Origin of the sequence: Massilia sp. CFBP9026, assembly GCF_034045165.1 — a bacterium.
GTDB classification, from domain to species: domain Bacteria; phylum Pseudomonadota; class Gammaproteobacteria; order Burkholderiales; family Burkholderiaceae_D; genus Telluria; species Telluria arenae.
Genome location: NZ_JAXCWH010000013.1, coordinates 58,355 through 83,012, shown reverse-complemented (window position 1 = coordinate 83,012; position 24,658 = coordinate 58,355). Strand labels below are relative to the sequence as shown.

21 protein-coding genes are annotated in these 24,658 nt (G+C 66.7%); 6 read left to right on the top strand and 15 right to left on the bottom strand.

Annotation, left to right across the window (positions count from 1 at the left end; translation table 11 throughout):
* Positions 1–80 precede the first annotated feature (80 nt).
* The 9 genes from SOM28_RS24390 to SOM28_RS24350 form a co-directional block, all read right to left on the bottom strand.
* The gene (locus SOM28_RS24390) at positions 81–614 is read right to left on the bottom strand and encodes a gluconokinase (RefSeq protein WP_320469720.1); all 534 of its coding nucleotides are present in this window, start codon (positions 612–614) and stop codon (positions 81–83) included.
* A 325-nt stretch (positions 615–939) separates the two neighbouring features.
* Positions 940–1,311, bottom strand: a complete 372-nt coding sequence (mnhG, locus tag SOM28_RS24385) for a monovalent cation/H(+) antiporter subunit G (RefSeq protein ID WP_123068469.1) — start codon at positions 1,309–1,311, stop codon at positions 940–942.
* Positions 1,308–1,586, bottom strand: coding sequence for a K+/H+ antiporter subunit F (locus SOM28_RS24380; protein WP_123068470.1), 279 nt, complete (start codon positions 1,584–1,586; stop codon positions 1,308–1,310). Before SOM28_RS24380 ends, mnhG begins: the two co-directional genes overlap by 4 nt.
* Positions 1,570–2,100: a Na+/H+ antiporter subunit E gene (locus tag SOM28_RS24375; protein WP_123068471.1), complete on the bottom strand. Its 531-nt coding sequence runs from the start codon at positions 2,098–2,100 to the stop codon at positions 1,570–1,572. The genes SOM28_RS24380 and SOM28_RS24375 overlap by 17 nt, the downstream gene beginning before the upstream one ends.
* Positions 2,097–3,767, bottom strand: a complete 1,671-nt coding sequence (locus SOM28_RS24370) for a monovalent cation/H+ antiporter subunit D (protein ID WP_123068472.1) — start codon at positions 3,765–3,767, stop codon at positions 2,097–2,099. Before SOM28_RS24370 ends, SOM28_RS24375 begins: the two co-directional genes overlap by 4 nt.
* Positions 3,764–4,108, bottom strand: a complete 345-nt coding sequence (locus SOM28_RS24365; RefSeq protein ID WP_123068473.1) for a Na+/H+ antiporter subunit C — start codon at positions 4,106–4,108, stop codon at positions 3,764–3,766. The genes SOM28_RS24370 and SOM28_RS24365 overlap by 4 nt, the downstream gene beginning before the upstream one ends.
* Positions 4,108–7,020 carry a monovalent cation/H+ antiporter subunit A gene (locus SOM28_RS24360; protein WP_320469719.1) on the bottom strand — a complete coding sequence of 971 codons (2,913 nt, stop codon included), beginning with the start codon at positions 7,018–7,020 and terminating at the stop codon, positions 4,108–4,110. The genes SOM28_RS24365 and SOM28_RS24360 overlap by 1 nt, the downstream gene beginning before the upstream one ends.
* A gap of 60 nt (positions 7,021–7,080) precedes the next feature.
* A complete protein-coding gene (locus SOM28_RS24355) occupies positions 7,081–7,977 on the bottom strand; it encodes a universal stress protein (RefSeq protein WP_320469718.1) in 897 nt (298 codons plus the stop codon).
* Positions 7,978–8,129: 152 nt separating this feature from the next.
* Complete coding sequence (locus SOM28_RS24350; RefSeq protein ID WP_123068475.1) at positions 8,130–8,654, bottom strand: hypothetical protein; 525 nt, start codon at positions 8,652–8,654, stop codon at positions 8,130–8,132.
* 176 nt (positions 8,655–8,830) lie between these two features.
* On the opposite strand from SOM28_RS24350, the gene SOM28_RS24345 reads away from it, so the two are divergent.
* The 3 genes from SOM28_RS24345 (at position 8,831) to SOM28_RS24335 (ending at position 13,259) form a co-directional block, all read left to right on the top strand.
* Positions 8,831–9,931, top strand: a complete 1,101-nt coding sequence (locus SOM28_RS24345; protein WP_320469717.1) for a porin — start codon at positions 8,831–8,833, stop codon at positions 9,929–9,931.
* Positions 9,932–10,014: 83 nt separating this feature from the next.
* On the top strand, positions 10,015–11,166 hold the full coding sequence (locus tag SOM28_RS24340) for a serine hydrolase domain-containing protein (protein ID WP_123068477.1): 1,152 nt from the start codon (positions 10,015–10,017) through the stop codon (positions 11,164–11,166).
* Positions 11,167–11,246: 80 nt separating this feature from the next.
* Complete coding sequence (locus tag SOM28_RS24335) at positions 11,247–13,259, top strand: hybrid sensor histidine kinase/response regulator (protein WP_320469716.1); 2,013 nt, start codon at positions 11,247–11,249, stop codon at positions 13,257–13,259.
* Here the strand turns inward: SOM28_RS24335 and SOM28_RS24330 are convergent.
* The 6 genes from SOM28_RS24330 to SOM28_RS24305 form a co-directional block, all read right to left on the bottom strand.
* Entirely contained in the window at positions 13,241–14,227 is a 987-nt protein-coding gene (locus SOM28_RS24330; protein ID WP_320469715.1) for a Gfo/Idh/MocA family protein, read from the bottom strand. The genes SOM28_RS24335 and SOM28_RS24330 overlap by 19 nt on opposite strands.
* Entirely contained in the window at positions 14,224–14,787 is a 564-nt protein-coding gene (locus tag SOM28_RS24325) for a heme-degrading domain-containing protein (protein ID WP_320469714.1), read from the bottom strand. Before SOM28_RS24325 ends, SOM28_RS24330 begins: the two co-directional genes overlap by 4 nt.
* Entirely contained in the window at positions 14,784–16,124 is a 1,341-nt protein-coding gene (locus SOM28_RS24320) for an MFS transporter (protein WP_320469713.1), read from the bottom strand. Before SOM28_RS24320 ends, SOM28_RS24325 begins: the two co-directional genes overlap by 4 nt.
* Entirely contained in the window at positions 16,117–17,139 is a 1,023-nt protein-coding gene (locus SOM28_RS24315; RefSeq protein ID WP_320469712.1) for a glucokinase, read from the bottom strand. Before SOM28_RS24315 ends, SOM28_RS24320 begins: the two co-directional genes overlap by 8 nt.
* Positions 17,140–17,170: 31 nt before the next feature.
* Positions 17,171–18,529, bottom strand: a complete 1,359-nt coding sequence (locus SOM28_RS24310) for a GH1 family beta-glucosidase (RefSeq protein ID WP_123067993.1) — start codon at positions 18,527–18,529, stop codon at positions 17,171–17,173.
* Between the two features lie 77 nt (positions 18,530–18,606).
* Entirely contained in the window at positions 18,607–21,030 is a 2,424-nt protein-coding gene (locus SOM28_RS24305; RefSeq protein WP_320469711.1) for a TonB-dependent receptor, read from the bottom strand.
* A 287-nt stretch (positions 21,031–21,317) separates the two neighbouring features.
* On the opposite strand from SOM28_RS24305, the gene SOM28_RS24300 reads away from it, so the two are divergent.
* The 3 genes from SOM28_RS24300 to SOM28_RS24290 all read left to right on the top strand — a co-directional run bounded on the left by SOM28_RS24300 (position 21,318) and on the right by SOM28_RS24290 (position 24,216).
* Positions 21,318–22,328, top strand: coding sequence for a LacI family DNA-binding transcriptional regulator (locus tag SOM28_RS24300; RefSeq protein ID WP_229414822.1), 1,011 nt, complete (start codon positions 21,318–21,320; stop codon positions 22,326–22,328).
* A gap of 221 nt (positions 22,329–22,549) precedes the next feature.
* A complete protein-coding gene (locus SOM28_RS24295) occupies positions 22,550–22,975 on the top strand; it encodes an organic hydroperoxide resistance protein (protein WP_123067990.1) in 426 nt (141 codons plus the stop codon).
* 215 nt (positions 22,976–23,190) lie between these two features.
* A complete protein-coding gene (locus SOM28_RS24290) occupies positions 23,191–24,216 on the top strand; it encodes an alpha/beta hydrolase (RefSeq protein WP_123067989.1) in 1,026 nt (341 codons plus the stop codon).
* Positions 24,217–24,658 lie beyond the last annotated feature (442 nt).

Here is a 24,658-nt window from a genome sequence, read left to right as displayed (position 1 = left end):
CTGCGCGACAGCTTGCACTGGCTGCTTGCGATGAATCTCGCCGAACCCCGGTGCCAGGGTCGTGGTTCGGGCGTCGTGGTTCAGGCGCTTCGGGTGATGCTGTCCACCAGCGCCGACGGCGCCAGGGTGATGTCCAGCGTGAGGCCGGCTTCGTCGGCCTGGAGCGGTTCGAGAATACTCAGCTGCGAATCGAGCAGCGAGGGCGGCATGTAGTGGCCGGGGCGGCCGTGCATGCGCGCGGCGATCAGCTCTCGCGGTCCGGCCAGGTGCACGAAGCGCAGCGCCGGATCGGCCATGCGCAGCAGGTCGCGGTAGCGCCGCTTGAGGGCCGAGCAGGACAGCACCAGGCCTTCGCCCCGGCTGCGGGCCTGGCCGATCTCGCCCGCCAGCGCGTCCAGCCAGCCGGCGCGGTCCTCGTCGTCGAGCGGGATCCCGGCCGTCATCTTGCTGACGTTGTCGGCCGGGTGGTAGGCGTCGCCTTCGAGGAAGGGGACGGCGAAGTGGCTGGCCAGGGCGGCGCCGATCGTGCTCTTGCCCGATCCGCTGACGCCCATGACGACCCAGCGCAGGGCGCCGGAAGCTGCGGACGGGGTGTTGACGCTTGATGCTGACATCGTTTCTCCTCGAAGACCGTTAGCGCTAACATCGCGGTTTCCGAAGTGTTGTTCAGCTAATTTTTTTTGTAAACACGTTATCGATGTTGCAATGCAATGTGATCTGCGGCTGGTTTTGCCGCTTTGCGAAGGGCGCAAACGGGGGTGCCGATGGTTTTTCACTCAGCAAGCGTCATGAAAACTTGATAGCGCTAACATTGTTGCGGCGCGCAATCTATTTTTCGCGATGTTGTATTTACTCGACGTTGGGGGGCATGAGGGCGATGAAAAAAAACGGCCTGGAGTATGTCCAGGCCGAGTTCGGGTTCGAGACCGATGCCGGGCCCTATTCGCGCGAGATGGTATAGACCTCGCCCGCGGTGGCCCCCGCGTCGCCCTTCTTCGCGCGCAGGTCGCGGTAGACGGCGGCGCGCATGATCATCATCGCCACCACCGGCGCGGTCAGGAGCACGAACACGGTGATGATGATCTCGTGCACGACCACGCGCGATTGCGCCACCGTGAAGTAGAGCATCGAGGCGATCAGCAGGCTGCCGGCGCCCAGCGTGACCGTGATCGCCGGGCCGTGGATGCGCTGGTAGAAGCTGCGCAGGCGTATCAGGCCGAGCGCGCCGATCAGGATGATGCTGGAGCCCAGGATCAGCAGCAGCGAGACCAGCAGGGCGGCCCAGTCGGGCAGGTGTTCGATGCCGGTCATTCGATGATCTCCCCACGCATCAGGAACTTCGCCATCGCGATGGTCGAGACGAAGCCGACCAGCGCGATCAGCATCGCCACTTCAAAATAGATCTGGGTGCCGAAGCGGATGCCCAGCACCAGGGCCAGCAGCATGCCGCACATCCAGAGGGTGTCGAGGGCCAGCACGCGGTCGTGGGCCGAGGGGCCGATCAGCAGGCGGGCGGCGCACAGCGCCATTGCCGCCAGCACGCACACGAGGGCGTAGCCGATCGAGAGTTCAAGCAGGGTCGCCATGGCGGGCCTCCGTGTCGAAGATTTGAATGAGGGGCTGTTCGTAGCGGGTCTTGATGGTGTCGACCCACCACGCGGCATCGTGCAGGTCGAACACGTGCAGCACCAGCTCATGTTTGTCGGGATCGCTCCCGGGCTGCAGCTCGGTCCACACCGTGCCCGGCGTCATATTGATCAGGCAGGACAGCGCCGCCAGGCCGTACGGGTCGCGCATGTCGAGCGGCACGCGGATGAACTGCGAGTTCAGGTTGGCATAGTCGGCGAACAGGATCACCTTGCTCACGTTGAGACAGGAGCGCACCACCTCGACCGAGGCAAAGCCCAGCAGGCGCAGCGCGACGATGGGCTTGTGCAGGCGCGGGTAGCCCAGCGGGTTGAGGTGGCGGGTCAGGATCGGACCGGCGATGCCCAGCAGCGCGCCGAGCAGGATGTGGCCCGGGTACAGGGTCTGGTTCAGCAGCAGCCACAGGCCGCACAGCGCCAGCGACACGAACGGGTAGGGTAGCCAGCGCGTCATGGCGCCTCCTTGGGCGAGAGGGTCGCGGGCGCGAGGCCAGGCGCGGAGCCCGGTCCGGGAACGGTCGGCTCGGACAGCACGCGGCCGATGTAGTTGCCCGGACGGTGGATGTCGTCGCTGGCGCGGGTCAGGTAGCCGAACAGCGGATTGGCCTGCACGGTCATCAGGACCGACAGCGCCAGCAGGAACAGGATCGGCGCCACTTCGGAGCGGTGCACCTTGGGCGGCTCGGTGGCGCCGCTGGCCCAGAAGGTACGCACGCCGAAGCGCATCATCGAGATCACGGCGATCAGGCCGGAGAGGATGATCAGGGCCATCAGGACCCAGCCGGACGTGGAGATCGCGGCCACGCCCGACACCGCGTCGACCTGCGGATTGAGCAGCGCATGGAACATGCCGAACTTGGCCACGAAGCCCGACAGCGGCGGCAGGCCGGCGATCATCAGCGCGCAGGCGGCGAAGGCCAGCGACAGGAAGGCCATCGCGGCCGGTACGCCGCGGCCGGTCGGCTCGTCCGGCGCATCCTCGACCGCGAACGCTTCCATGGTCAGCGCCAGCATCGCCGAGCGCGGGGTGCGGATGCGGTCGATCAGCTCGATCAGCAGCAGGAAGGCGGCCACCGCGATGGTCGAGCCGATCAGGTAATAGATGCCGGCCGTGACCAGGGCCGGCTGGCCGTAGCCGATCACCGCCAGCAGGGTGCCGGACGAGACGATCGCGCCATAGCCCGCCATGCGGCCGGCGGTGTCGGTCGACAGCATGCCGGCGGCGCCGAACACGATGGTCGCCATGCCTGCATACAGCAGCGCGTCGCCGCCGAAGCCGGCGGCGGCGCCTGCGTTGTCCGAGAAGATCAACAGCCACAGGCGCAGCACGACATAGGCGCCGACCTTGGTCATCAGGACCAGCATCACCGCCACCGGCGGCGAGGCCGCAGCATAGGTGGTGGGCAGCCAGAAGCCCAGCGGCCACATGGCGCCCTTGGTCAGGAAGGCCAGCGCCAGCACGCTCGCGCCGACCTTGAACAGCGCCAGTTCCTCGCCCGACAGCAGCGGCACGCGCGCGGCCAGGTCGGCCATGTTCAGGGTGCCGGTGGTGGCGTAGATCAGCGCGGTGCCGAGCAGGAACAGCAAGGCGGCAGCCAGGTTGATCGCGATGTACTGCATGCTGGCGCGGATGCGCTCGGCGTTATACCCGTGCAGCACAAGGCCATAGGACGCGGCCAGCATCACCTCGAAGAACACGAACAGGTTGAACAGGTCGTGGGTCAGGAAGGCGCCGTTGATCCCCATGAGCAGGAACTGGAACAGCGTGTGGTAATGCACGCCGATCCGGCCCCAGCGGGTGCGGGTGAAGTGCAGCGAGGCCAGGCCGAGCACCGCGGTGAGCAGCAGCATCAGGGCGGAGAGGCGGTCGGCCAGCAGGGCGATGCCGAACGGCGCGCTCCAGTTGGCGGCCAGGTAGATGCCCATGCCGTCCTGCCAGTGGCCGCCGTCGGTCATGAAGATCAGCGCTAGCGACGTCGCAAGAAGGCCGAGCAGCGAGGCGTAGCTGAGCCAGTACTTCAGGCGGTGCCAGCCCTGCGTCAGCGGGGCCAGGGCGGCGCCCACCAGCAGCGGCAGCAATACCGGCACCAGGATCAGGTGCTGGGTCCAGTGCAAACTCATAATTCAGGCTCCTTGCCATCCACGTGGTCGGTGCCGGTCAGGCCGCGCGAACCGATCATCACCACCAGGTACAGCGCGGTGGTGGCAAAGCCGATGACGATGGCCGTGAGCACCAGCGCTTGCGGCAGCGGGTCGGCCAGCAGGGCCGGGTTGGGCGTCGTGCCGGCGGGCGTGAGCGGCGGGGCGTCGACCCACAGGCGGCCCATCACGAAGATGAACAGGTTGACGGCGTAGGACATCAGCATCAGGCCGGCCAGCACCTGGAAGCTGCGCGGACGCAGGATCAGCCAGATGCCGGAGCCGAACACGATGCCGATGGCGAGCGAAATGACGAGCTCCATCAGAAGATCTCCTTGGCGGGCGGGATGGTGGCGCGCGTGGCGTCGGCCGCCGCGCGGTGGCTGCGCAGCGACTGGTGGGCCAGCGCGACCAGGGTCAGCATGGTGGAACCGACCACCACCAGGAACACGCCCAGGTCGAACATGAAGGCGCTCGGGATGTGGATCTCGTCCAGGATCGGCAGCGTGACGTGGGCGGTATGGCTGGTCAGGAACGGGTAGCCGAGGAACCAGGCGCCGATGCCGGTGAAAGCGGCGCAGATCAGGCCCCAGGCGATCCAGCGGTGCGGCCGCAGGCGCAGGTGCGATTCGACCCAGTCGGTGCCGGCCACCATGTACTGCACGATCAGCGCGGTGGCGAAGATCAGGCCGGCGACGAAGCCGCCGCCCGGCAGGTTATGGCCGCGCATGAAGAAGTAGGCCGCCATCACGCCCATTACCGGCAGCAGCAGGCGCAGGTAGACGGCCGGCACCATCAGGTAGCCGGTGCTGGCCTGCTCGGCCGGCGTCTGGGTGACGGCCGGATCGACGTCGCTGGCCTGCTGCACCGGAATCGCGATGCTTTCGGTGGCGGGGCGGAAGCGGCGCAGCAGGGCATAAACCGTCAAGGCTACAGCCGACAGCACGGTAATTTCGCCCATGGTGTCGAAGCCGCGGAAGTCGACCAGCAGCACGTTGACCACATTCGAGCCGCCGCCTTCGGTGAGCGCGCGCAGCACGAAGAATTCGCCGATCGAGGGCGGCGGGGACAGGCTCAGGACCGCATAGCTGGCGGCGGCGATGCCCAGGCCACCGGCGACGGCGATGGAGCTGTCGCGCCCGCGCCGGAACCAGGTGCTGACCGGCGCCCTTTGCTTGAGGCCGGCCGGCGCGAAGCGCGGCGGGAGCCAGCGCAGGCCGAGCAGGATCAGCACCGTGGTCACGGTTTCCACCATCAGCTGGGTCAGCGCGAGGTCGGGCGCCGACAGCCAGACGAAGGTAATCGCGGTCACGATGCCGGTGCCGCCGACCAGGGCCAGCGCCACCAGGCGGTGGTATTTGGCGCTGTAGGCCGCGCCCAGTGCACAGCCGGCGCCGATGATCCACAGCACCGCGAACAGCGGGTCGAGTGCATGCACGCTCAAGGTCGGAATGGTGGGCAGCGGATCGACCAGCAGCAGCGGCGTGGCCACCATGATGGCCATCAGCACCAGCATTTGCGGTTGCAGGCGGCGGGTGCCGGTCCAGCGGATCAGCGCGCTGGCGCCGGTCGACAGCGCCAGCATGGTGTTCTCGTAGGCTTGCGCGCCCTTCAGGCGGTGCAGCACCGGCACCTGGGTGCGCTCGCGCAGGTCGTGGCGGCGCAGCAGCACCCAGTACAGCAGGGCGCCCAGCAGCAGCGCGGCGCCGCTCATCCCGAGCGCCAGGTTGAAGCCGTGCCAGATCGCCAGGTCGTATTCCGGCATGGCGCTGCCCAGGATCGAGCCCGACGCGACGGCCAGCACGTCGCCGACCACGCGCTCGGGCATCACGCCGACCGCGATGCACAGCACCACCAGGCACTCGACCGGGAAGCGCATCCAGCGCGCCGGCTCGTGCGGCTCTTGCGGCAGGTCCTTGGACAGGCGGCCGAAGAACACGCTGATGAAGCGCAGCGAGTAGGCGACGCTGAAAATGCCCATCGCCACCGCCACGTACGACAGGGTCCAGTCTTCGCTGCCGCCCACGTGGGCGGTCTCGGCGAAGAACATCTCCTTCGACAGGAAGCCGTTCAGCAGCGGCACGCCGGCCATCGAGGCCGAGGCCACGATCGCCAGCGCGGCCGTCACCGGCATCGCCTTGCGCAATCCGCGCAGCACGCGCATGTCGCGGGTGCCGGTCTCGTGGTCGACGATGCCGACCGCCATGAACAGCGAAGCCTTGAAGATCGCGTGGTTCATGATGTGGAACACCGCCGCCACCACCGACAGCGGGGTGCCGATGCCCAGCAGGCAGGTGATCAGGCCCAGGTGGCTGATGGTCGAGTAGGCCAGCAGCCCCTTCATATCGTTCTGGAATATCGCGAAGAACGAGGCCAGCACCAGGGTGGTGGCGCCGGCGCCGAGGATGAGCCAGGTCCATTCCGGGGTGCCGCCGAGGGCCGGGTACAGCCGCGCGAGCAGGAACACCCCGGCCTTGACCATGGTGGCCGAGTGCAGGTAGGCCGACACCGGGGTCGGCGCCGACATCGCGTGCGGCAGCCAGAAGTGGAACGGGAACTGCGCGCTCTTGGTCAGCGCGCCGAGGGCGATCAGCACCAGCGCCGGCAGGTACAGCGCATGGGCGCGGATCTGGTCGCCGGCCGCCAGCACCGCCTCGAGCTCGTAGCTGCCGACGATGTGGCCGAGCGTGAGCACGCCGGCCAGCAGGCACAGGCCGCCGGCGGTGGTGACGGTGAAGGCCATGCGCGCGCCGCGGCGGGCGTCGATACTGTCTTGCCAGTAGCCGATCAGCAGGAAGGACGTCAGGCTGGTGAGTTCCCAGAACACCACCAGCTGGATCAGGTTGCCCGACAGGACCACGCCCATCATCGAGCCCATGAAGGCCAGCATGTAGGCGTAGAAGCGCGCCACGGGGTCGCGCTTGGACATGTAGTAGCGCGCGTACAGGATCACCAGGAGGCCAATGCCGAGCACCATGATCGAGAACAGCCAGGCCAGGCCGTCCATGCGGATGATGATGTCGAGGCCGAACATCGGCAGCCAGCTGTGGCGTGATTGCAGCACCTCACCGGCATCGAGGGCGGGAAACTGGGCAATGGCGAAGATGAGGGCCGTCAGGGTAAACGCGCCGGCCGCGATGGCGGGACGGTTGCGTGACCCATTGGGCAGGCAGGCGGAGACGAAGGCGCCGGCGAAGGGAAGAAGGACGAGCAGGATCAGTGGCAGTGAGGTCATCGACATCATCCTTCGGGGCAGTGCGACATATAGCGGCGCGCGCAGAGGCGCAGGGCGATTTTAGGTTTTCTCATTCTCATCATCTTCTCCAGGGCGCACAGGGGGACGTACAAGCAGCGTGTCGCACACGACTGCCTGCAGCAGGTATTCACTGCGGCTACCGGTCAGGAGGCGCATCAGCGCCGATTCTTCATGCAGGCCGAGCACGACCAGATCGATACTATTATCCACTACATGGCGCGCAAGCTGGGAGGCGGGTTCGCCTTCGCCGATCACCGGGTCGACCAGTTCACGGGCGCCGGGCGGCAGCGCGCAGCCGTCCAGGAAGCGGATCAGCTCCGCGTGCGGCGGCGCATCCGGCGCCAAAGTGTCGGCTACCCGCATGTCGGCGTCATGGGCGTGGAACACGGTGATCCGGCGCCCCGGGAACAGGCGGGCCGCCGTTTCCAGTGCCAGGGTCGATGCCGGCGTGAAGTCGGTCGCGACCATGATGCGGCGGTAGGGGCCGCGCACGCGCTGGCGCACCACCAGCAGCGGCTGCGCCAGGCCGCGCGCCAGTTTCTCGACGGTGGACCCGAGCAGCAGATCGCCCAGGCTGTCGTGCTGCGAGGCGCCGGCGACCACGATGGCGCCGGGCAGGGTGGCCGCGCTGTCGAGGATGGCGGCGGGGGCCGCACCGGTGGCGAAACGCTGGGCGACCTGCAGGGACGAGCCGGCGAACTCGCGCGCGAACTCCTCGCGCGCCGCGCGTTCCTGGTGGGCGCGGCCGGCGTCGCCGTCGAGCCATTGGAGTACGTCGCCGGGGGCCTGGGGTGCGTCGTGCACCGTCAGGACCACCAGCGGTATTGAAAATTCGTCGGCCAGCTGCTTGGCGCGTTCCAGGGGCCGGTCGCAGCGGGCGCTCAGGTCCGTCGCAAGCAACAATCCGGGGGGCGTAGTCGGGCTAGGGTCTGGCATGCGCCGCCTCATGGAAAGTCTTCTCGGAAGGCGACACTCTACCGTAGTTGACTACCTGACTACAACGCGTTTCTTCAGTTATTTTGAATTTACTTCGTATAACTCCGGGTGCAGTGCAGCATTCTCGCGCATCGTCGACCCGGATCTCTGCGTCAGGCGGTAACGTCGAGCGCCGGCGCGGCGGCATCAATCTGTCCATACGCGGCGCGCACCTCGGCCTGCTTTTCGTTCTGATCGCGCAGTTTGGCCTCGTAGGCGGCGCGCTCCTCGTCGCTGACCGTCTTGTCCGAATTGGTGTCGGCTTCGGCGATGTAGTCGGTGTCGGTGGTCTCCGAGGACGCTGCAGCGCCGCCTGCCGGCGCAGGGGGCGCCGCGGCCGGGGCCTGGGCGCTCGCGGTTTCCTCGACCGCTTCACTGGTTTCGCTCGACGCCGTGGCCGATGCCGGCGCTGCGTCCACGGCGCGCTGTACGCGCGCGGCGTCGGCCTGGGCATTCAATTCGTCGCCCAGGCGCGCCGCGGCCACCGACTCGGCGCTTTGGGCCGGCGCCGGTGGCGGCGCGTCGGCGTCCGGTGGCGTGACCGTAGTGGCGGAGGCAATCGCCGCCTCGTCGTTCTTCTTCAGGCTTGGGGCATATGCCGCCTGTGCGACGCTGGCGCCGCCGATGCTGTCGATCATGGTCGTTTCCTGTTGCGGGGTTCGTCCATGATTAACGGCCGGGCGGACCGCGCGGCGCAGGGTGCGAAATGTAAAGCGGCGTAAAACCAACACGTTTGGGGGGATCGATCTCCCCTCGATTGGGGATAGGCCGGGATGGGTCCCGTGGCCGACAATTCTGGCAAGGAGAGTCTTCGATGAGTAAATACATGCGCCGCAGTGCGCTGGCGTTCGCGGCATGCGCCGCCGCCGCCCAGACCCAGGTTCAGGCCCAGACCCAGGTCCAGCTCTATGGCCGCCTGAACGCTTCGGCCGAGTACGTGAAGGCGTCCGCCACTGCCGACGGCCCGCGCCTGAGCCAGCAACGGGTATCGAACAACCGCTCGGTGCTGGGTTTTCGCGGCAGCGAAGACCTGGGCGGCGGGGTCAGCGCCATTTTCCAGGTCGAGGGCACGCTCTCGCTCGATACCGGCGCGGGTGAGCTCGCGCGCCGCGATACCCGGGTCGGCCTCGATGGCGGCTTCGGCACGCTGTTCGCCGGTCACTGGGTCACCGCCTACAACGGCGCGACGTCGAGCCTCGACCCTTTCTACCCGACTACCGCCGGCTATATGAGCATCATCGGCAACGGCGCCGGGGCGGCGGTCGACAACGTGAACAATCTGTCGTCCTTCGACCGGCGCCAGGCCAACTCCATCCATTACTGGAGCCGGCCCTGGAAGGGTCTCGGCCTGCGCCTGACGCACGGCCTGGCAGAGGAACGCCCGGCCAGTGGCGCCAAGCCATCCCTGACCTCGGTCGCGGCGGTCTATGAGCAGGGGCCGTGGTATGCGACGCTGGCCCACGAGCGGCACCACGAATACCAGGGGCCGGGATTGCGCGACAGCGGCACCAAGCTGGCCGTGGCGCGGCGCTTCGGCGATACCCGGGTGGCGTTGCTGGCCGAACGCCTCGAATACGAGACGCCTGCGGGCGGCCTGGATCGCAATGCCTGGTATGTCTCGGTCACCCACCAACTCGGCGCCCACGGCCTGCGCCTCGGGCTGGCGCGCGCCGGCGACGGCAAGGGCGCCGGCGGCAACCGGGTCGGCTTCATCCGCGGCGGCGCGCAGACCGGCGCTACCCACCTCACGCTCGGCTACGAGTACACGCTGTCGAAGCGCACTGCGCTGCATGCCTACTTTACTCACCTCGACAACGAGGAAAATGGCGGCTACGACTTCGCGATCAACAGCCTGGGCGCGGCGCCCGGCGCCACCTTGAAAGGCGCCACGCTCGGGCTGCGCCACGCCTTCTGATCCGGACGATTGTCCGGCGCCGATACTGGCGCTACACTTGGTTGCCCCGTCGCCGATACGGGAATTCAGCCGAGGAGAAGCCGATGAAAATGCTGTTGGTGGCAGTCGTGTCGCTGTTGGTTGTCAGCTGTTCGAGCGCGCCGCGCGGGCCCGACCCAGGCTTCTCGGACCGCGACGTCGAGGCCCTGATGGCGCGCGAAAAAGTGGTGGGGCTGGCGCTGGCGGTGATCGACGAGGGCCAGGTGGTCAAGGTCGCGACCTACGGCAAGCGCAATCTGGAGCGCGACCTGCCGCTGCAGCCCGATACCGTCATGTACGGCGCCTCGCTGACCAAGACCGCCTTCGCCTATATGTTGCTGCAGCTGGCCAGCGAGGGCCGGCTCGATCTCGACGCACCGCTCACGCGGCTGCTGCCGAAACCCTTGCCCGACTATCGCCTTGGCGAGCGCCGGGATTTCAGCGACCTGGCCGGTGACGAACGCTGGCGCCAACTGACGCCGCGCATCCTGCTGACGCATGCGGGCGGCTTCGCCAACTTCCGCTGGCTCGAGCCGGACGAGAAGCTGCGCTTTCACTTCGACCCCGGCGCGCGCTATGCCTATTCGGCCGAAGGCATGTACATCCTGCAGTTGATCGTCGAGCAGGGCCTGGGGCTCGATGCCGGCCGCGAGATGCAGGTGCGCGTGTTCGACCGCCTCGGCATGCCCAATACCTCGATGCGCTGGCGGCCGGACTTCGCCGCCAACCTGGCCGACGGCTACACCATCGAAGGCAAGATGGAGCCGCACGACCAGCGCAGCGCCGTCACCGCCGCCGGTTCGATGGACACCACGATCGCTGACCAGGCCCACATGTGGGCGGCGCTCGTGCGCGGCGACGGCTTGACGCCCGCGCTGCGCGCCGAGATGGTCCGCCCGCAACTGCCGATCGTGAGCGCCGGCCAGTTCCCGACCCTGGTGTCGCGGCCCGGCGCGCAGGTAGCGGGGCTGGCCGCCGGCCTGGGCGTGGTCACCTTCCAGGACCGCAGTGGCACCGGATGGTTCAAGGGCGGGCACAACGACAGCACCGGGAATATGGCGATCTGCCTCGAGGCGCGCCGGCGCTGCCTGGTGATGCTGTCCAACGACGTGCGCGCCGAGCGCATCTTCCCCGAGATCGCGCGCCTGGCATTGGGCGAGAACGACATGCCGTGGCGCTGGGAATATGGCTGGTACGGGAGCGCGGCGCAGCCCTGACGGTTTGCTCCTGGGCATCCGTGCCCGCCTGAAAAGTCGCGGCTGGTAGCATGGGCGGGTATGCAACCATTCACCAGCCCATGAGGACTTCTCCCACCCTGCCTCTCGTTGCTGCGGGCGCCGCACTCGCCTGCCTGCTGCTTGCGACCGTCACGCTCGCGGGCTGGGGCCTGCATTCGGCATCGCTGATCGGCGCGGCGGGCGGCAGCCCGCAGATGTACCCGGTGACCGCGGCCGGCTTCCTGTGCGCCGCCGCCAGCGTGCTGCTGCAATTGCACCCGGTGCGTGCGATCGCACGCGCCGGCCGCGTGCCGGCCCTGCTGGCCGTGGGGATCGGGGTGGGTAGCGCGGCGATGCGTCTCTCGGGATGGGCGCCGGCGCCGCTGTCGCTCGGCCTGGGCGGCGCGTCCAGCGCATGGAGCCTGCCGGCGCCGTTGACCTCCGGCCTGCTCGTCGTGCTCGGCGCCAGCCTGGCCCTGGTGGGCGTGCGGCGCACGGTCGGCATCGCCCAGGCGCTGGCCGCCAGCGTGCTGCTGTTCGCGCTGTTGACCATCGCCGGCTTCGCCGCCGAAGACACCATCCTGTACCAGCTGCTGCCGGGACGCGGCACCTCGCTGCGCACCGCGCTGGCCTTCATGCTGGCCGCCACCGGCGTGCTGGCGCTGCGTCCGGACCGGGGCATGATGGTGGCGCTGGCCAGTTCCACGCCCAGCAGCCGCACGTTGCGCCGGCTGATCGTGCCGCTGGTGCTGGCACCGATCGCGCTGGGCATGGTCGCCACTGCCGCGGTGCGCACGGCCAATCCCGCCATCGACCTGACCACCATGATCTGGCTGTTCGTGTGGGGCCTGCTGGTGATCCTGATCGCCGTGGTGTGGCGCTTCGCCTATCAGCTGTACCGCCAGGACCTGATCCGCGGCATGGCCGAGCGCGAACGCAATGAGGCCCTGCAGGCGCTGCGCCTGGCGGACGAGCGCAAGAACGAATTCCTGGCCATGCTGGCGCACGAGCTGAGAAATCCGCTGGCGCCGATCAGCACTGCGGCGAGCCTGCTCAGGAGCGTGTATGCGAGCGATCCCGACCGGGTGCGGCGCACCAGCGACATCATCACGCGCCAGGTCGACCACATGGTGCACCTGATCGACGACCTGCTCGACGTGTCGCGCGTCACGCGCGGCATGATCGAACTGAAACGCGAGCGGGTCGACCTGCGTCAGGTGGTCGGCGCCGCGCTGGAGCAGGTGCAGCCCTTGCTCGACGCCAGGCGCCAGCGCCTTCGTACCGGGCTGCCTGATGGCGGGGTGCTGGTCGAGGGCGACGCCAAGCGCCTGATCCAGGTGCTGGCCAACCTGGTCAACAATGCGGCGAAATACACGCCAGAGGAAGGCAATGTGCACGTGTCGTTGCGGATCGAGGGGGCGCAAGCGGTGCTGGCGGTGCGCGACGACGGCATCGGCATCGCTCCCGATCTGCTGCCGGACATTTTCGGCCTGTTCACCCAGGCCCGGCGCACGCCGGACCGGACCGAGGGCGGCCTGGGCCTGGGGCTGGCGCTGGTGCGCAACCTGGTCGAGCTGCACGGCGGGCGCGTGCGCGCCGACAGCGCCGGACCGGGCCAGGGCAGCACGTTCACCGTGACGCTGCCGCGCGTGGAAGAGGCATCCTCTGCCGTGTCCGCTTCCGCGCCCACGGCGGCGGCGGGGCATGCGCGCGGCGCGCGCGCATCGAGCGTGCTGGTCGTGGACGACAACGCCGATGCCGCGGCCTCGCTGGCGCTGCTGCTGGAGGTCCAGGGTTACGGGGTGGACGTCGAACATGCCCCGGCGCCGGCCTTGCGGCGCGTGCTGGAAGAGCCCCCGGATGCCTGCATCCTCGACATCGGCCTGCCCGATATGGACGGCCGCGAACTGGCGCGCCGCATCCGCGCCGGGCTGGGAGAACGCACGCCGCTCCTGATCGCGCTGACCGGCTACGGCAGCGCCGCCGACCGCCAGGCAACGCTGGACGCCGGCTTCGACCACTACCTGGTCAAGCCGGCCAATATCCAGCAGCTCGAAGCGCTGCTGGCCAGCTCTCAGGCGTCGCTCGGATAGCGCAGGCCGATCTGCCTGCGGATCGTGTCGAGCAGGTCCATGATCGCCAGCGTCTCGTCGTGGGTCATGTCGAGATGCTCGAGCAGGCCGTCGCGCAGGCACTGGCCGGCGGCGATCGCCTCGTGGGTGTAGCCGTTGCCGAGCCAGGGCGTGGAGATCGTGCGCGAAGGGCCGTCCAGCAGGTCGACCGTGACGCTCTCGGTCATGTGGAACATGCGGTGCATGCGCACGCTGCCGCGCGTGCCGGACACCACCAGCTCGCTCGGCGCGCGCGCCCGCAGCGAGCAGCTGCAGATCGACAGGGTGCCGCCTGCGTGGCGCATGGTGAATGCCGTGGTGAGATCGACACCGGTCTCGCCCATGACGGCCTGCGCCTGCACCGTCTCGACCCGGCCCAGCAGGGCGCAGGCGATCGACAGCGGATAGATGCCCAGGTCGAGCAGGGCGCCGCCGCCCAGGGTCGGATCGTTGACCCGGTGGGCTGGGTCGGGCGTGGCGGAGAAGCCGAAGTTGGCGTGCAACTGGGTCACGGCGCCGATCTCGCCGGAGCCGATGATGCGCCTGACCTCCGCCAGGGCCGGCATGAAGCGGGTCCACATCGCCTCCATCAGGAACAGGTTCTTTGCCCGCGCCAGCGCCACGACCTCGCCCGCCTCGCGCCGGTTCATCGCGAACGGCTTCTCGCACAGCACCGCCTTGCCGCCGCGCAGGGCGAGCAGGGCGTTGGCGGCGTGCATCGGGTGCGGCGTGGCGATGTAGATGATATCGGCCTCGGGCGAATCGGCCAGCTCCTCATAGGTGCCGAAGGCCAGGGGCACGTCGAACTGCTGCGCGAAGGCCTGCGCGCCTTCGCTGCTGCGCGAGGCGACCGCCGCCAGCACGGCGTCGGGCGTGGCGCGCAGGCCGGCGGCGAAGTCGCGGGCGATGCGCCCGGTGCCGAGGATGCCCCAGCGGACGATGCGGGTCATGGCTGTTCTCCGATATGCAGATGGTCTTTCAGCGCGGCCACCACCAGCGCGTGGTCGTCGGCGCCGGGCAAGCCCGAGACCGTGACCGTGCCGACTGCGCCGCGGCCGCGCACGACGATCGGGTAGGCGCCGCCGTGGGCCGCATAGTCGCGCATGTCGAGGCCGGGCAACTTGTCATGGTCGCCGCCGGCCTGGCGCACCTCGTTGTGGGTGTAGAAGGAGCTGTGGCCGGTGCGCCTGACCAGGTTGTTCTTGCGCCGGATCCAGTCGGCGTGGTCGGGCGAGGCGCCCGGCATCGCATGTGCGAACAGGACGGTGTCGCCTTGCCTGATCTCGAGCGTCACCGGCCGGCTGGCGCTTTTGGCCCGCGCGACCAGTGCCGCGCCGAGGGCGGCGGCGGTGTCCTGGTCGAAGCGGTCGAACTGGAGCTGTCGTTCTTCCTGCAGCAGGGCATCGAGTGACATGGTGGCGTGCATGGCGGATAAAGGTGGAGCTTGTTGCGCCGTGGCCGCGGCCGCAGACAGCAGCAGGCAGGTAGCAAACCGGGCATGACGCTTCATGCCGGCACCGTCTTGCCCTCGGCTCCGGCGTCCGGCTCCGCCTTCGGCTGGCTGCCGTCGTCGTGGTAGAACGGCGCGAACCAGGTGGCGAGGAAGGAGGGAATGGTGGCGACCATCACCAGCACGAAGTAGCCGACATAACCCATCATCTCTTGCAGGTGGCCGCTGATCACGCCGGTGACCATCCCGCACAGGCCCATCAGGCCGGTGCCGAAGGCATAGTGGGTGGTGGTGTACTTGCCCGGGGCGAGCTGCTGCATCAGGTAGATCATGAAGCCGACGGCCCCGAAACCGAAGAAAAATTTTTCGATCGCGACGCCGAGCGTGATCAGGACCAGGCTCGATGGCATGGTGAGCGCCAGCACCAGGAAGGCCACGTTCGGGATGTTGATCGCGCAGCACAGCACGAACAGCGTCGCCTTCAGGCCGCGTCTGGCGACATACAGGCCGCCGAGCAGCGAGCCGACCAGCACCGCGGCCAGGCCATAGGTGCCGTAGATCAGGCCCAGCATCTCGTTCGACAGGCCCAGGCCGCCCTTGGAGGCGGGATCGACCATGAAGAAGGGGCCGATCTTTTCCAGCAGGCCCACGCTGAAGCGGAACAGGAAGGCGAAGGCGATCATGCGCCACACGCCGCGCTTCTGGAACAGGGTGACGAAGGCGTCGAGCAGGATGTGGCCGGCATCCTTGACCGAGGACGGCGTGTCGGCCGCGCGCGCGCCTTGCGGCATGGTGCGCCAGTGCCACAGCGCCATCAACAGGGTCAGGCCGCCGACCAGCAGGAAGATGATGCGCCAGGCGTCGATCCAGTCCGGCCCGAACACGGTGGGATCGTGGCCGAAGACGTGCGTGTGCAGGTAGCCGGAGAGGTAGACCATGCCGCCGGCGGCCACGATCGGGCCGATATTCCAGGACAGGCTCTGGATGCCGCAGTACAGCGACTGCGCGCGGGCGTCGAGCGAGGTGACGTAGACGCCGTCGCTGGCGATGTCCTGCGTGGCGCCGATGAACGACAGGGCGAAGAAGATCGCCATCAAAAAGGTCATGTAGCCGGGCAGTTCCATCAGCAGCGCGACCCCGGCGAAACCGGCGCCGATCGCCACCTGTGCGCACAGCACGAAGAATTTCTTGGTGCGGTACATCTCCACGAAGGGCGCGAACAGCGGCTTGACGGTGTAGGCCAGGATCAGCAGGCTCGAATACTGGGCGGCGCGGCCGTTGTCCATGCCCAGGTTCTTGAACATGATGGCGGTGACGCTGGTGAGCATCACGTAGCCGAGCGCCATCGTGAAGTAGCCGGTCGGCACCCACAGCAGCGGCGAGGCGATCTTACGCATGGGCGGCCTCCGTGTTCATATGCGGTGCTGTCGCACGGGTCCAGGCCAGGTGGTCCGACAGGATCGCCGACGCCCCCTGCAGGGCCGGATAGGGCGCCGTGATCAGCCAGGTAGGGATGCGCGCGGTGAATTCGCTGAAGCGGCCCTTGCGCTCGAAGCGCGGGCGGAACGGCGAGGCGACGAAATAGGCGCCCAGGCGCGGCACGACGCCGCCGCCGATATAGATGCCGCCGCGTGCGCCGAGGGTCACCGCCAGGTTGGCCGCCACCGTGCCCAGCATGCCGCAGAAGCAGTCGATCGCTTCCAGCGACAGCGCATCGCCGCCGGACAGGCCGCGCGTCACGATGTCGGACGGCGACAGGTCCTTGTCCGGCGCCATGCCGCGGCTCATGGCCAGCGCCTCGCGGATCAGCACCAGGCCGGGGCCGGAGACGAAGCGCTCGGCCGAGACGTGGTCATAGCGCTGCCAGGCGTGGCGCAGCACGGTCACCTCGCGCTCGTCGAGTGGGGAAAAGGCGACGTGGCCGCCTTCGCTATTGAGGGGAATCCAGCGCTCGCCGCTCGCGACCAGTCCCGAGACACCGAGGCCGGTGCCGGCGCCGACCAGGCCGATGGCGGCGCCGTCCAGGGGCGCGCCGCCGCCGACCTGGGCCAGGTCGCCCGGCCGCAGGGCCGGCAGCGACATCGCCAGCGCCGTGAAATCGTTCACCACCAGCAGCGTCTCCAGGCCCAGCGCACGGCGCGCCGCCTCGATCGAGAACGCCCAGTGGTGGTTGGTCATGCGGATGGCGTCGCCGTCCACCGGATTGGCGATCGCGATCACTGCGTGGCTAACCTTCGCATTGGCGCCCGCCAGGTAGCAGCGCACCGCGTCTTCGAAGCGGGCATGGTCGGCGCAAGCCAGCGTCTGCACGGCCTGGATGGTTCCCGGCGCCAGCTCGAGCGCGAAGCGCGCGTTGGTGCCACCGATGTCGGCCAGCAGGCGCGGGCCGTCGGGGTAGGTGTTCATTTGCATGTCTCCTCCTTGTCGCTCTTTTTTGTGGCGATCAAGTCTTGATGCGGTTTGCCCTGTTACGGGCCGCAATGAATTCGCGATACCACAGCGCGCTGTCCTTCAGGGTGCGCTGCTGGGTCGCATAATCCACGTGCACGATGCCGAAGCGCTTGGCGTAGCCCGAATTCCACTCGAAGTTGTCGAGCAGGCTCCAGAGGAAGTAGCCGCGCACGTCGACGCCGGCATCCATCGCCTCCTTGAGCGCGGCCAGGTGGCTGCGCACGTAGGCGATGCGTGCCGGATCGTGGACACGGCCGTTCTCGACCACGTCGGGATTGGCCATGCCGTTCTCGGTAATGTACACCGGCGGCAGGTCGGGGTACTCGGCTTTCAGTTTGATCAGCAATTCCGGCAGGCCTTCCGGGAAGATCTCCCAGCCCATGTCGGTCACGCCGTGGCGCGCCGGCGGCGGCACCGGCGGCGTGGCGGCGCTGCACCAGCTGCGGAAATAATAGTTCGAGCCGAGGAAGTCGATCTTCTGTTTGATGATGTCGAAGTCGCCGTCGCGGACCTGCGGCGCGTTGGCGCCATGGCCGCGCAGGGCGAGTTCCGGGTAGTGGCCCTTGAAGATCGGGTCCATGAACCACTGCACCGAGCGCGCATACTCGAATTCGGCCATGGCGCGGTCGGCCTCGGAACCGGTGGCGGGATCGGCGGTCCACTGATTGAGCACGATGCCGAGTTGCGCCGCGCCGCCCACCTCGCGCATGGCGCGCATGGCCAGGCCGTGCGACAGCAGCAGGTGGTGCGAGACCTGGATCGACTGCTTCAGGTCGACCACGCCCGGCGCGAACTGGGCGTTGCCGTAGCCGAGATTGGCCGTGCACCACGGTTCGTTATGGGTGGCGATCGCCTCGATGCGGTTGCCGAAGCGGCGCGCCACTTCATGCGCGTAGTCGGCGAAGCGGTGCGCGGTGTCGCGATTCATCCAGCCGCCATCGTCCTGCAAGCCTTGCGGCAGGTCCCAGTGGTACAGCGTGGCGTGCGGGCGGATGCCCCTGTCGAGCAGCTCGTCGAGCAGGCGGTCGTAGAAGCCGAATCCGGCCTCGTTCCAGGCGCCCTTGCCATCCGGCTGGACGCGGGCCCATGCCATCGAGAAGCGGTAGGCGTCCACGCCCAGCGAGGCCATGATGCCGACGTCTTCGCGGTAGCGGTGGTAGTGGTCGCAGGCGACGGTGCCGTCGCTGCCATCCTTGATGTTCGCCTTGTCCTTGCAGAAGGTATCCCAGATCGACGGGCCCTTGCCGTCGACGTCATGCGCGCCTTCGATCTGGAAGGAACTGGTGGCCACGCCCCAGGTGAAGTCGGATGGGAAGTCGTTGTTGAAGTCGAAGTTGGGGCTCTTGGTCATGGAACTCTCGAATCTGGAACAAATCCACGTGAAAAACAAAAAAGCAGGCCCGGTGAACGGGCCTGCCGTGCTGCGGCTTAGAAATCGAAGCCGGTGTTGATGCCGACGGTGCGCGGCGGCTTGTACTGCGCCAGCCACGGACCGAAGCCGTTGAAGGCGCTGGTCTTGATCTTCTTGTCGCTCACGTTACGCACGAAGGCGTCGACCCACCATTTGTCTTTCGCATAGCGCAGGCCGAGGTCGGCGCTGGCATAGGCTTTCTGGCGGTCTTCCTCACCCAGGTCGAACACGCTCAGGCGAACGTCATCCTCGTAGCGCGCCGTGATGCGCGGCACGATGGTGCCGCCGTTGGCCAGGTAGAAGGTGTGCTGGTACTGGACCGTGGTCGAGAACTTGGGCGCATGCGGCAGCTTGTGGCCGGTGACCTCGAGGCAGTTCGAGATGCGCGGGTCGACCGTGCACGGCGGCAGCGCGTAGTCGTTCGAACCGGCGATCAGGCGACCGAGCTTGGTGTCGAGCACCGCCAGCGCGATCGACAGGCGGCCGTCCTTGGCGATGCGTGCCGCGATCTCGGTTTCCAGGCCGTACACCTCGGCGCCTTCCGCGTTCTCGATGGCCAGGCCGCGGCTGCCGTCAGCAAAGCTGACCGGCGAATTGAACTGGAAGTCCTTGAAGTCCATGTAGAACAGCGCGTTGTTGATGCGCAGGGCGCCGTCCATGAAGGTGCTCTTGGAGCCGATCTCGTAGTTGGTCAGGGTCTCTGGTTGATACGGCAGGCCGCGGTCCTGCACGCCGCCCGACTTGTAGCCGGTCGACACGCTGGCATAGACCATATTGTTGCGGTCGATGTCGTAGTTCAGGCGTACCAGGCCGGTGGCCTTGTTGTCACTGTAGCGGCCGTCGTTCGGCACGCCTTCGACATAGCCGTTGGCCGGGTCGCGCGGGTCGATGTGCGGGTTGAGCGGCAGCTGCGGCGCGCTGGCGTCATAGCCCCAGGTATAGCCGCGGCCACCGATGTGGACGCGCTTGTCGTGCGTGTAGCGCACGCCGCCGGTCAGGTGCCAGGCGTCGTTGATGTTCCAGGTGGCCTGGCCGAACACGGCCGAGGTGTCCACGGTCTGCTCCGGCTGGATGAAGGAACCCTGCCAGTTGACGGCGCCGTCCTGCGTGGCGCGCATGCCGGCGATGTCGAAGCGGATATCGTTCTTCTCGTGGCCATAGTAGGCGCCCACCTGCCAGTCGATGGTGCGGGTGCCGGTCGATTGCAGCAGCACCTCGTGGCTGTAGCTGCGGTAGTTGGAGTCGACCGTCGTGTGTTCCTGGAAGATGCCGCCGGTGGTGATCGAGGTCGGGACCACTGTGCCGCCATCCTGGTCGAAGCGCATGTCGCCGCTGTACTTGGACCAGCCGGCCACGTATTGCAGCGCCATGTCGGGGCTGATGTCCCAGCTCAGGCGGCTGCGCACATTGTGGCTGTCGCGGTTGATCCACGGGGCGCTGTCGGACAGGGTCGACCAGTGCTTTTCTCCCGGACGCGGGGTCTGCATCAGGTTGGCGCTCGGGGTGCCGCGGTCGATGAATTTTTCGTAGGCGATGTCCCAGCGCAGGTTGGGCGCCAGTTGCCACAGCAGCGACAGGCGCGCCGCGCTCTGGTCCTGGGCGCTGTACTTGTCGCCGCCCGACACGAACTGGTTCGGATTGATCGGACGGAAAGCCGCCGGGTCGGCGCCCGAGGCCAGGTAGGCGGCGCGCTGCGACTCGACCGACGGGTTGTTGAAGCGCTGGTAGTCGACGTAGCCGTCATGGCGCTCGTGCACCACGGAGAAACGCAGCGCCGCATTGTCGGCGATCGGGATGTTGATCGCGCCGCGCGCGCCCAGGCGGTTGTAGTCGCCGATGCCGCCTTCGACATAGCCCGAGCGGCTGTTCAGTTCCGGCTTGACGGTCTGGATGTTGACTGCACCGACGGTGGAGTTGCGGCCCCACAGCGTGCCTTGCGGACCGCGCAGCACCTCGATGCCCTCGACGTCGAACAGCAGGGCGGTGGCGCCTTCGGCGCGCGGCGAATAGACGTTGTCGACGAAGGTCGCAACCGCAGGATCGGCGTACTCGGTCTTGGCGCTGTCGTTGCCGATGCCGCGCAGGGTCATGGTGGTGACGCCATGGTCGCCCTGGGCCGTGGCCTGGAAGCCCGGCACCAGCGCCACCACGTCGAGCATGGTCTGCACGTGGTTGTCCTGCAGGGTGGCGGCATTGAGCGCGGTGACCGCGATCGGGGTGCGCTGCAGCGAGGTCGACCGCTTGGTGGCGGTGACCTTCACCTCGGCGATCTGGCCGTTGTCGACGACGGCGGGCGGCGTGGCGGCGGCAGGGGATGCCGGATCGGACGCGCTTTGCGCCTGGGCGCTGCCGATACCGGCCAGCAGGGTCAGGATGGCGAGGCGGATGGGGGTGGACGACGAGGTGCGTACTGCGGCCCCCGCGGGCGTAGTCTTGGTCATTGCTTGTCTCCGAGTATTGTTTTATGGGGTAAATCAAGGCGCTGAGAGCGCTAACACATGAATTGACGAGAAATCGATTTCATCAATTCTGAAAACGGTTTCATAGTAGTTTCGTCCGTAAAAAAATGTCAATTAGAATTTGTGAACACCGTTGTCTGGTTTGTTGCATCTCAACGACGGCCTTCTTATGAAAGATTTTCATAATGTCGCTCTTTCTATCCTTTCCGGGTGAGTATCGGTGATATACTTCAAGCAACTATCTGCCTTGAATGGGTCCGGAACGCTTCATGAAAAACGTCGAGAGCAGCACCAGCACCCTGTACCAGGTCGCCAGCGCTGCCGGCGTCTCTCCCGCCACGGTCTCGCGCTTCCTGAACGGCACCGCCAAGGTGTCCGAAGACAAGCGGCGTACCATCGAGCGCGTCATCGATGAACTGAACTACCGGCCGAACCGCCTGGCGCAAAGCCTCAAGATCGGCAGCACCCGCACCATCGGCGTGCTGACCCAGTCGCTCGAGAGCGGCTACTTCAACCGCGCCATGGTCGGCATCGAGGATGCGATGAAGGCGGCCGGCTATGCGCTGCTGATCATGAGCGGGCACTGGCACGCCGACGAAGAAGCCGAGCGGGTCGAGCTCTTGATCGGCCGCCGCGTCGACGGCGTGGCTATCCTGACCGGCAATATGAGCGACCAGCAGATCCTCGATTTCTCGAAGCGGGTGCCGATCGTCGCCTTCGGGCGCGACGTCCAGGGCGCGCGCACCCACGGCTTTTGCCTCGACAACTACGGCGGCGCCTGCGAGGCGGTGGAATACCTGATCGCGCAAGGCCATCGCCGCATCGCCCATATCGCCGGCCCGGACGACCACCGCGACGCACGGGCGCGCCTGGCCGGCTACCACGACACCCTGGCCAAGCACCGGATCGAGGCCGATCCGCGGCTGGTGGTGGCGGGCGACTTCAGCGAGTCCGGCGGCTTGCTGGCCCTGAACGGGCTGCTGGCCGCCAACCTGCGCTTCACCGCGATCTTCGCGGCCAACGACCTGACGGCGTATGGCGCGCGGCTGGCCCTGTACCGGCGCAATATCCGGGTGCCGGAAGATATCTCCCTGGTCGGCTTCGACGACCTCGAAAGCTCGATGTATACGACGCCTCCATTGACCACGGTGCGCCAGCCGCTGTACGACGCCGGAATCGGCATCGGACGCCGCATGCTGGCGATGCTGGCGCACGAGCAGCCGGAAGGCGAGGTGCCGCAACTGAGCCTGATCGTCAGGGAATCCGTCAGATTGCTGTGAGTACCATGCTGGCACTCAGTTACATCTGGTAACACACCGGCAAACAAAATCGTTTGCAATTAAATCGTGAGCTATGTAATATGCTTTCCATGGCAGCGCCGAACGGACAGATAAACGGGTCGGCGGGCCAAGGCAGCAAACCATTTATATAGCGCGCTATTAAATAGCGATTTAATTAAAACGGGCGGCAAGCGCCGCCGACCAAGACAAGGAGTCTCATCATGGCAATCGAACAAGTCCTCTACCGTGCAAGTGCTAAAGCCTCGGGTGGCCGCGAAGGTCGCGCCGTTTCCTCGGATGGCGTGCTGGACGTGAAATTGACCACCCCGAAAGAACTGGGCGGCGCTGGCCTGGAAGGCACGAACCCGGAACAGCTGTTCGCTGCCGGCTACTCGGCCTGCTTCCTGGGCGCCATGAAATTCGTCGCCGCCCGCGACAAGCTGAAAATCTCCCCGGACGTGTCGGTGGAAGGCACCGTCGGCATCGGCGCGATCCCGACCGGTTTCGGTATCGAAGTCACCCTGAAGATCAGCCTGCCAGGCGTGCCGGCCGATGAAGCGCAAATCCTGGTCGACCGCGCCCACATCGTCTGCCCTTACTCGAACGCGACCCGCGGCAATATCGACGTGACCCTGCAGTTGGTGTGATGTACCGCTCCCCCGGGCAACCGGGGGACACGGAACCACGTGAATAAGCAAGTAGCCAGAATGAATAGGTAGTGTGCGATTTAATCGTGAATATAATCACCAGTCCGCTACTACCACCGAATGATCCGTTTATGCAATCAAGGCCTGCGGCGCGCTGCTAATGTGGCAGACGGCCCCCGCCCGATCCAATCGAACCCAACAAGAAAGGAAGCACCATGAACACCCTGAGCAAAGCCCTCGTCGCCGCCTCCCTGGCCCTGACCTATGGCGCCGCCGCAGCCGCCGACATCCAGCCCACCGTGGAACGTCGTACCGCCGAATTCCTGAAGGCGCTCAACTCCGGCGGCGGCAAGCCGATCGAGCAACTGTCGCCGGCGGACGCCCGCAAGGTGCTGGAAGGCGCGCAAAAAAGCGTCAAGGTCAACCTGCCGGCGGCCGACGTCTCGGACAAGGTGATCACCGTCGACGGCAAGCAGATCAAGCTGAAGATCGTGCGTCCGGCCGGCGTCAAGGGTGTGCTTCCCGCCTTCATGTTCGTCCACGGCGGCGGCTGGGTGCTGGGCGATTATCCGACCCACGAACGCCTGGTGCGCGACGTGGTCGAGAGCTCGGGTGCGGTGGCGGTCTTCGTCGACTATACCCGCTCGCCGGAAGCCGGCTACGGCGTGGCGATCAACGAGATCTATGCCGCGACCAAGTGGGTGGCGGAACATGGCAAGGAATTGAATATCGACGGCAGCCGCCTGGCGGTGGCGGGCAATAGCGTCGGCGGCAATATGGCGGCCGCGCTGACCCTGATGGCCAAGGACAAGGGCGGACCGAAACTGCGCTACCAGGTGCTGATGTGGCCGGTGACCGATGCCAACTTCGAGACCGGTTCGTACAAGCAGTTTGCGGATGGTCACTTCTTGAGCCGCAATATGATGAAGTGGTTCTGGGACAGCTATACGAAGGATGCCGCGATGCGCAAGGAAATCTATGCCTCGCCGCTGCAAGCCACCCTGCCGCAGCTGAAGGGCCTGCCGCCGGCGCTGATCCAGGTCGCCGAGAACGACGTGCTGCGTGACGAAGGCGAAGCTTATGGCCGCAAGCTGGACCAGGCCGGCGTCGACGTGACCGTCACCCGCTACAACGGCATGATCCACGACTTCGGCCTGCTCAATCCGCTGGCCACTGTACCGGGCGTGCGTTCCCAAGTGCTGCAGGCCGGCACCGAACTGAAGAAACACCTGGCCAAGTAAAGCTTGCTGCTCCCTGTTTGGGCCGCCTGAGGGCGGCCCTTTTTTATGGGCGCCGTTATCGATCGGTGTCATCGGTGCGCATGGATTTAACAATTGAGGGAATGGTTTCGTGGCTGGCGCAGGCGGATGAAAAGTGATGGGAAATCATGAACATGGTCTGGTCTCGGCGGCGCTTGACTTGATCCGATGGCATGTCGCTTTGTCCAAAAAAAGACCGCTTTTGAATAAAAATGCTGCTTTGCAGCAATTTTTGCGAATCGGTGCGGTACCGACAGGCTCAGCAATAAATGCTTACATCTACCCCTAAATTCCAACTTCTCCTTCCGTAAATCGTGCCGAGCTGACATGAATTCGTATGTGTCCAGCAAGTAAGTTGTCATATTTGCGTCAGCGCAATACAACGACGCGAAATATTTTTCCGCACGGAAAAGAAAAGCGAAAA

Excerpts from the sequence above, each read along its gene's own strand:
- SOM28_RS24290 (WP_123067989.1), top strand. The coding sequence starts at position 23,191 with ATGAACACCCTGAGCAAAGCCCTCGTCGCCGCCTCCCTGGCCCTGACC.
- SOM28_RS24335 (WP_320469716.1), top strand. The coding sequence starts at position 11,247 with ATGAGGACTTCTCCCACCCTGCCTCTCGTTGCTGCGGGCGCCGCACTC.
- SOM28_RS24355 (WP_320469718.1), bottom strand. The coding sequence starts at position 7,977 with ATGCCAGACCCTAGCCCGACTACGCCCCCCGGATTGTTGCTTGCGACG.
- SOM28_RS24390 (WP_320469720.1), bottom strand. The coding sequence starts at position 614 with ATGTCAGCATCAAGCGTCAACACCCCGTCCGCAGCTTCCGGCGCCCTG.
- SOM28_RS24350 (WP_123068475.1), bottom strand. The coding sequence starts at position 8,654 with ATGATCGACAGCATCGGCGGCGCCAGCGTCGCACAGGCGGCATATGCC.
- SOM28_RS24345 (WP_320469717.1), top strand. The coding sequence starts at position 8,831 with ATGAGTAAATACATGCGCCGCAGTGCGCTGGCGTTCGCGGCATGCGCC.
- SOM28_RS24330 (WP_320469715.1), bottom strand. The coding sequence starts at position 14,227 with ATGACCCGCATCGTCCGCTGGGGCATCCTCGGCACCGGGCGCATCGCC.
- SOM28_RS24375 (WP_123068471.1), bottom strand. The coding sequence starts at position 2,100 with ATGACGCGCTGGCTACCCTACCCGTTCGTGTCGCTGGCGCTGTGCGGC.
- SOM28_RS24360 (WP_320469719.1), bottom strand. The coding sequence starts at position 7,020 with ATGACCTCACTGCCACTGATCCTGCTCGTCCTTCTTCCCTTCGCCGGC.
- SOM28_RS24305 (WP_320469711.1), bottom strand. The coding sequence starts at position 21,030 with ATGACCAAGACTACGCCCGCGGGGGCCGCAGTACGCACCTCGTCGTCC.
- SOM28_RS24315 (WP_320469712.1), bottom strand. The coding sequence starts at position 17,139 with ATGCAAATGAACACCTACCCCGACGGCCCGCGCCTGCTGGCCGACATC.
- SOM28_RS24340 (WP_123068477.1), top strand. The coding sequence starts at position 10,015 with ATGAAAATGCTGTTGGTGGCAGTCGTGTCGCTGTTGGTTGTCAGCTGT.
- mnhG (WP_123068469.1), bottom strand. The coding sequence starts at position 1,311 with ATGACCGGCATCGAACACCTGCCCGACTGGGCCGCCCTGCTGGTCTCG.
- SOM28_RS24300 (WP_229414822.1), top strand. The coding sequence starts at position 21,318 with ATGAAAAACGTCGAGAGCAGCACCAGCACCCTGTACCAGGTCGCCAGC.
- SOM28_RS24325 (WP_320469714.1), bottom strand. The coding sequence starts at position 14,787 with ATGAAGCGTCATGCCCGGTTTGCTACCTGCCTGCTGCTGTCTGCGGCC.
- SOM28_RS24365 (WP_123068473.1), bottom strand. The coding sequence starts at position 4,108 with ATGGAGCTCGTCATTTCGCTCGCCATCGGCATCGTGTTCGGCTCCGGC.
- SOM28_RS24310 (WP_123067993.1), bottom strand. The coding sequence starts at position 18,529 with ATGACCAAGAGCCCCAACTTCGACTTCAACAACGACTTCCCATCCGAC.
- SOM28_RS24320 (WP_320469713.1), bottom strand. The coding sequence starts at position 16,124 with ATGCGTAAGATCGCCTCGCCGCTGCTGTGGGTGCCGACCGGCTACTTC.
- SOM28_RS24370 (WP_123068472.1), bottom strand. The coding sequence starts at position 3,767 with ATGAGTTTGCACTGGACCCAGCACCTGATCCTGGTGCCGGTATTGCTG.
- SOM28_RS24295 (WP_123067990.1), top strand. The coding sequence starts at position 22,550 with ATGGCAATCGAACAAGTCCTCTACCGTGCAAGTGCTAAAGCCTCGGGT.
- SOM28_RS24380 (WP_123068470.1), bottom strand. The coding sequence starts at position 1,586 with ATGGCGACCCTGCTTGAACTCTCGATCGGCTACGCCCTCGTGTGCGTG.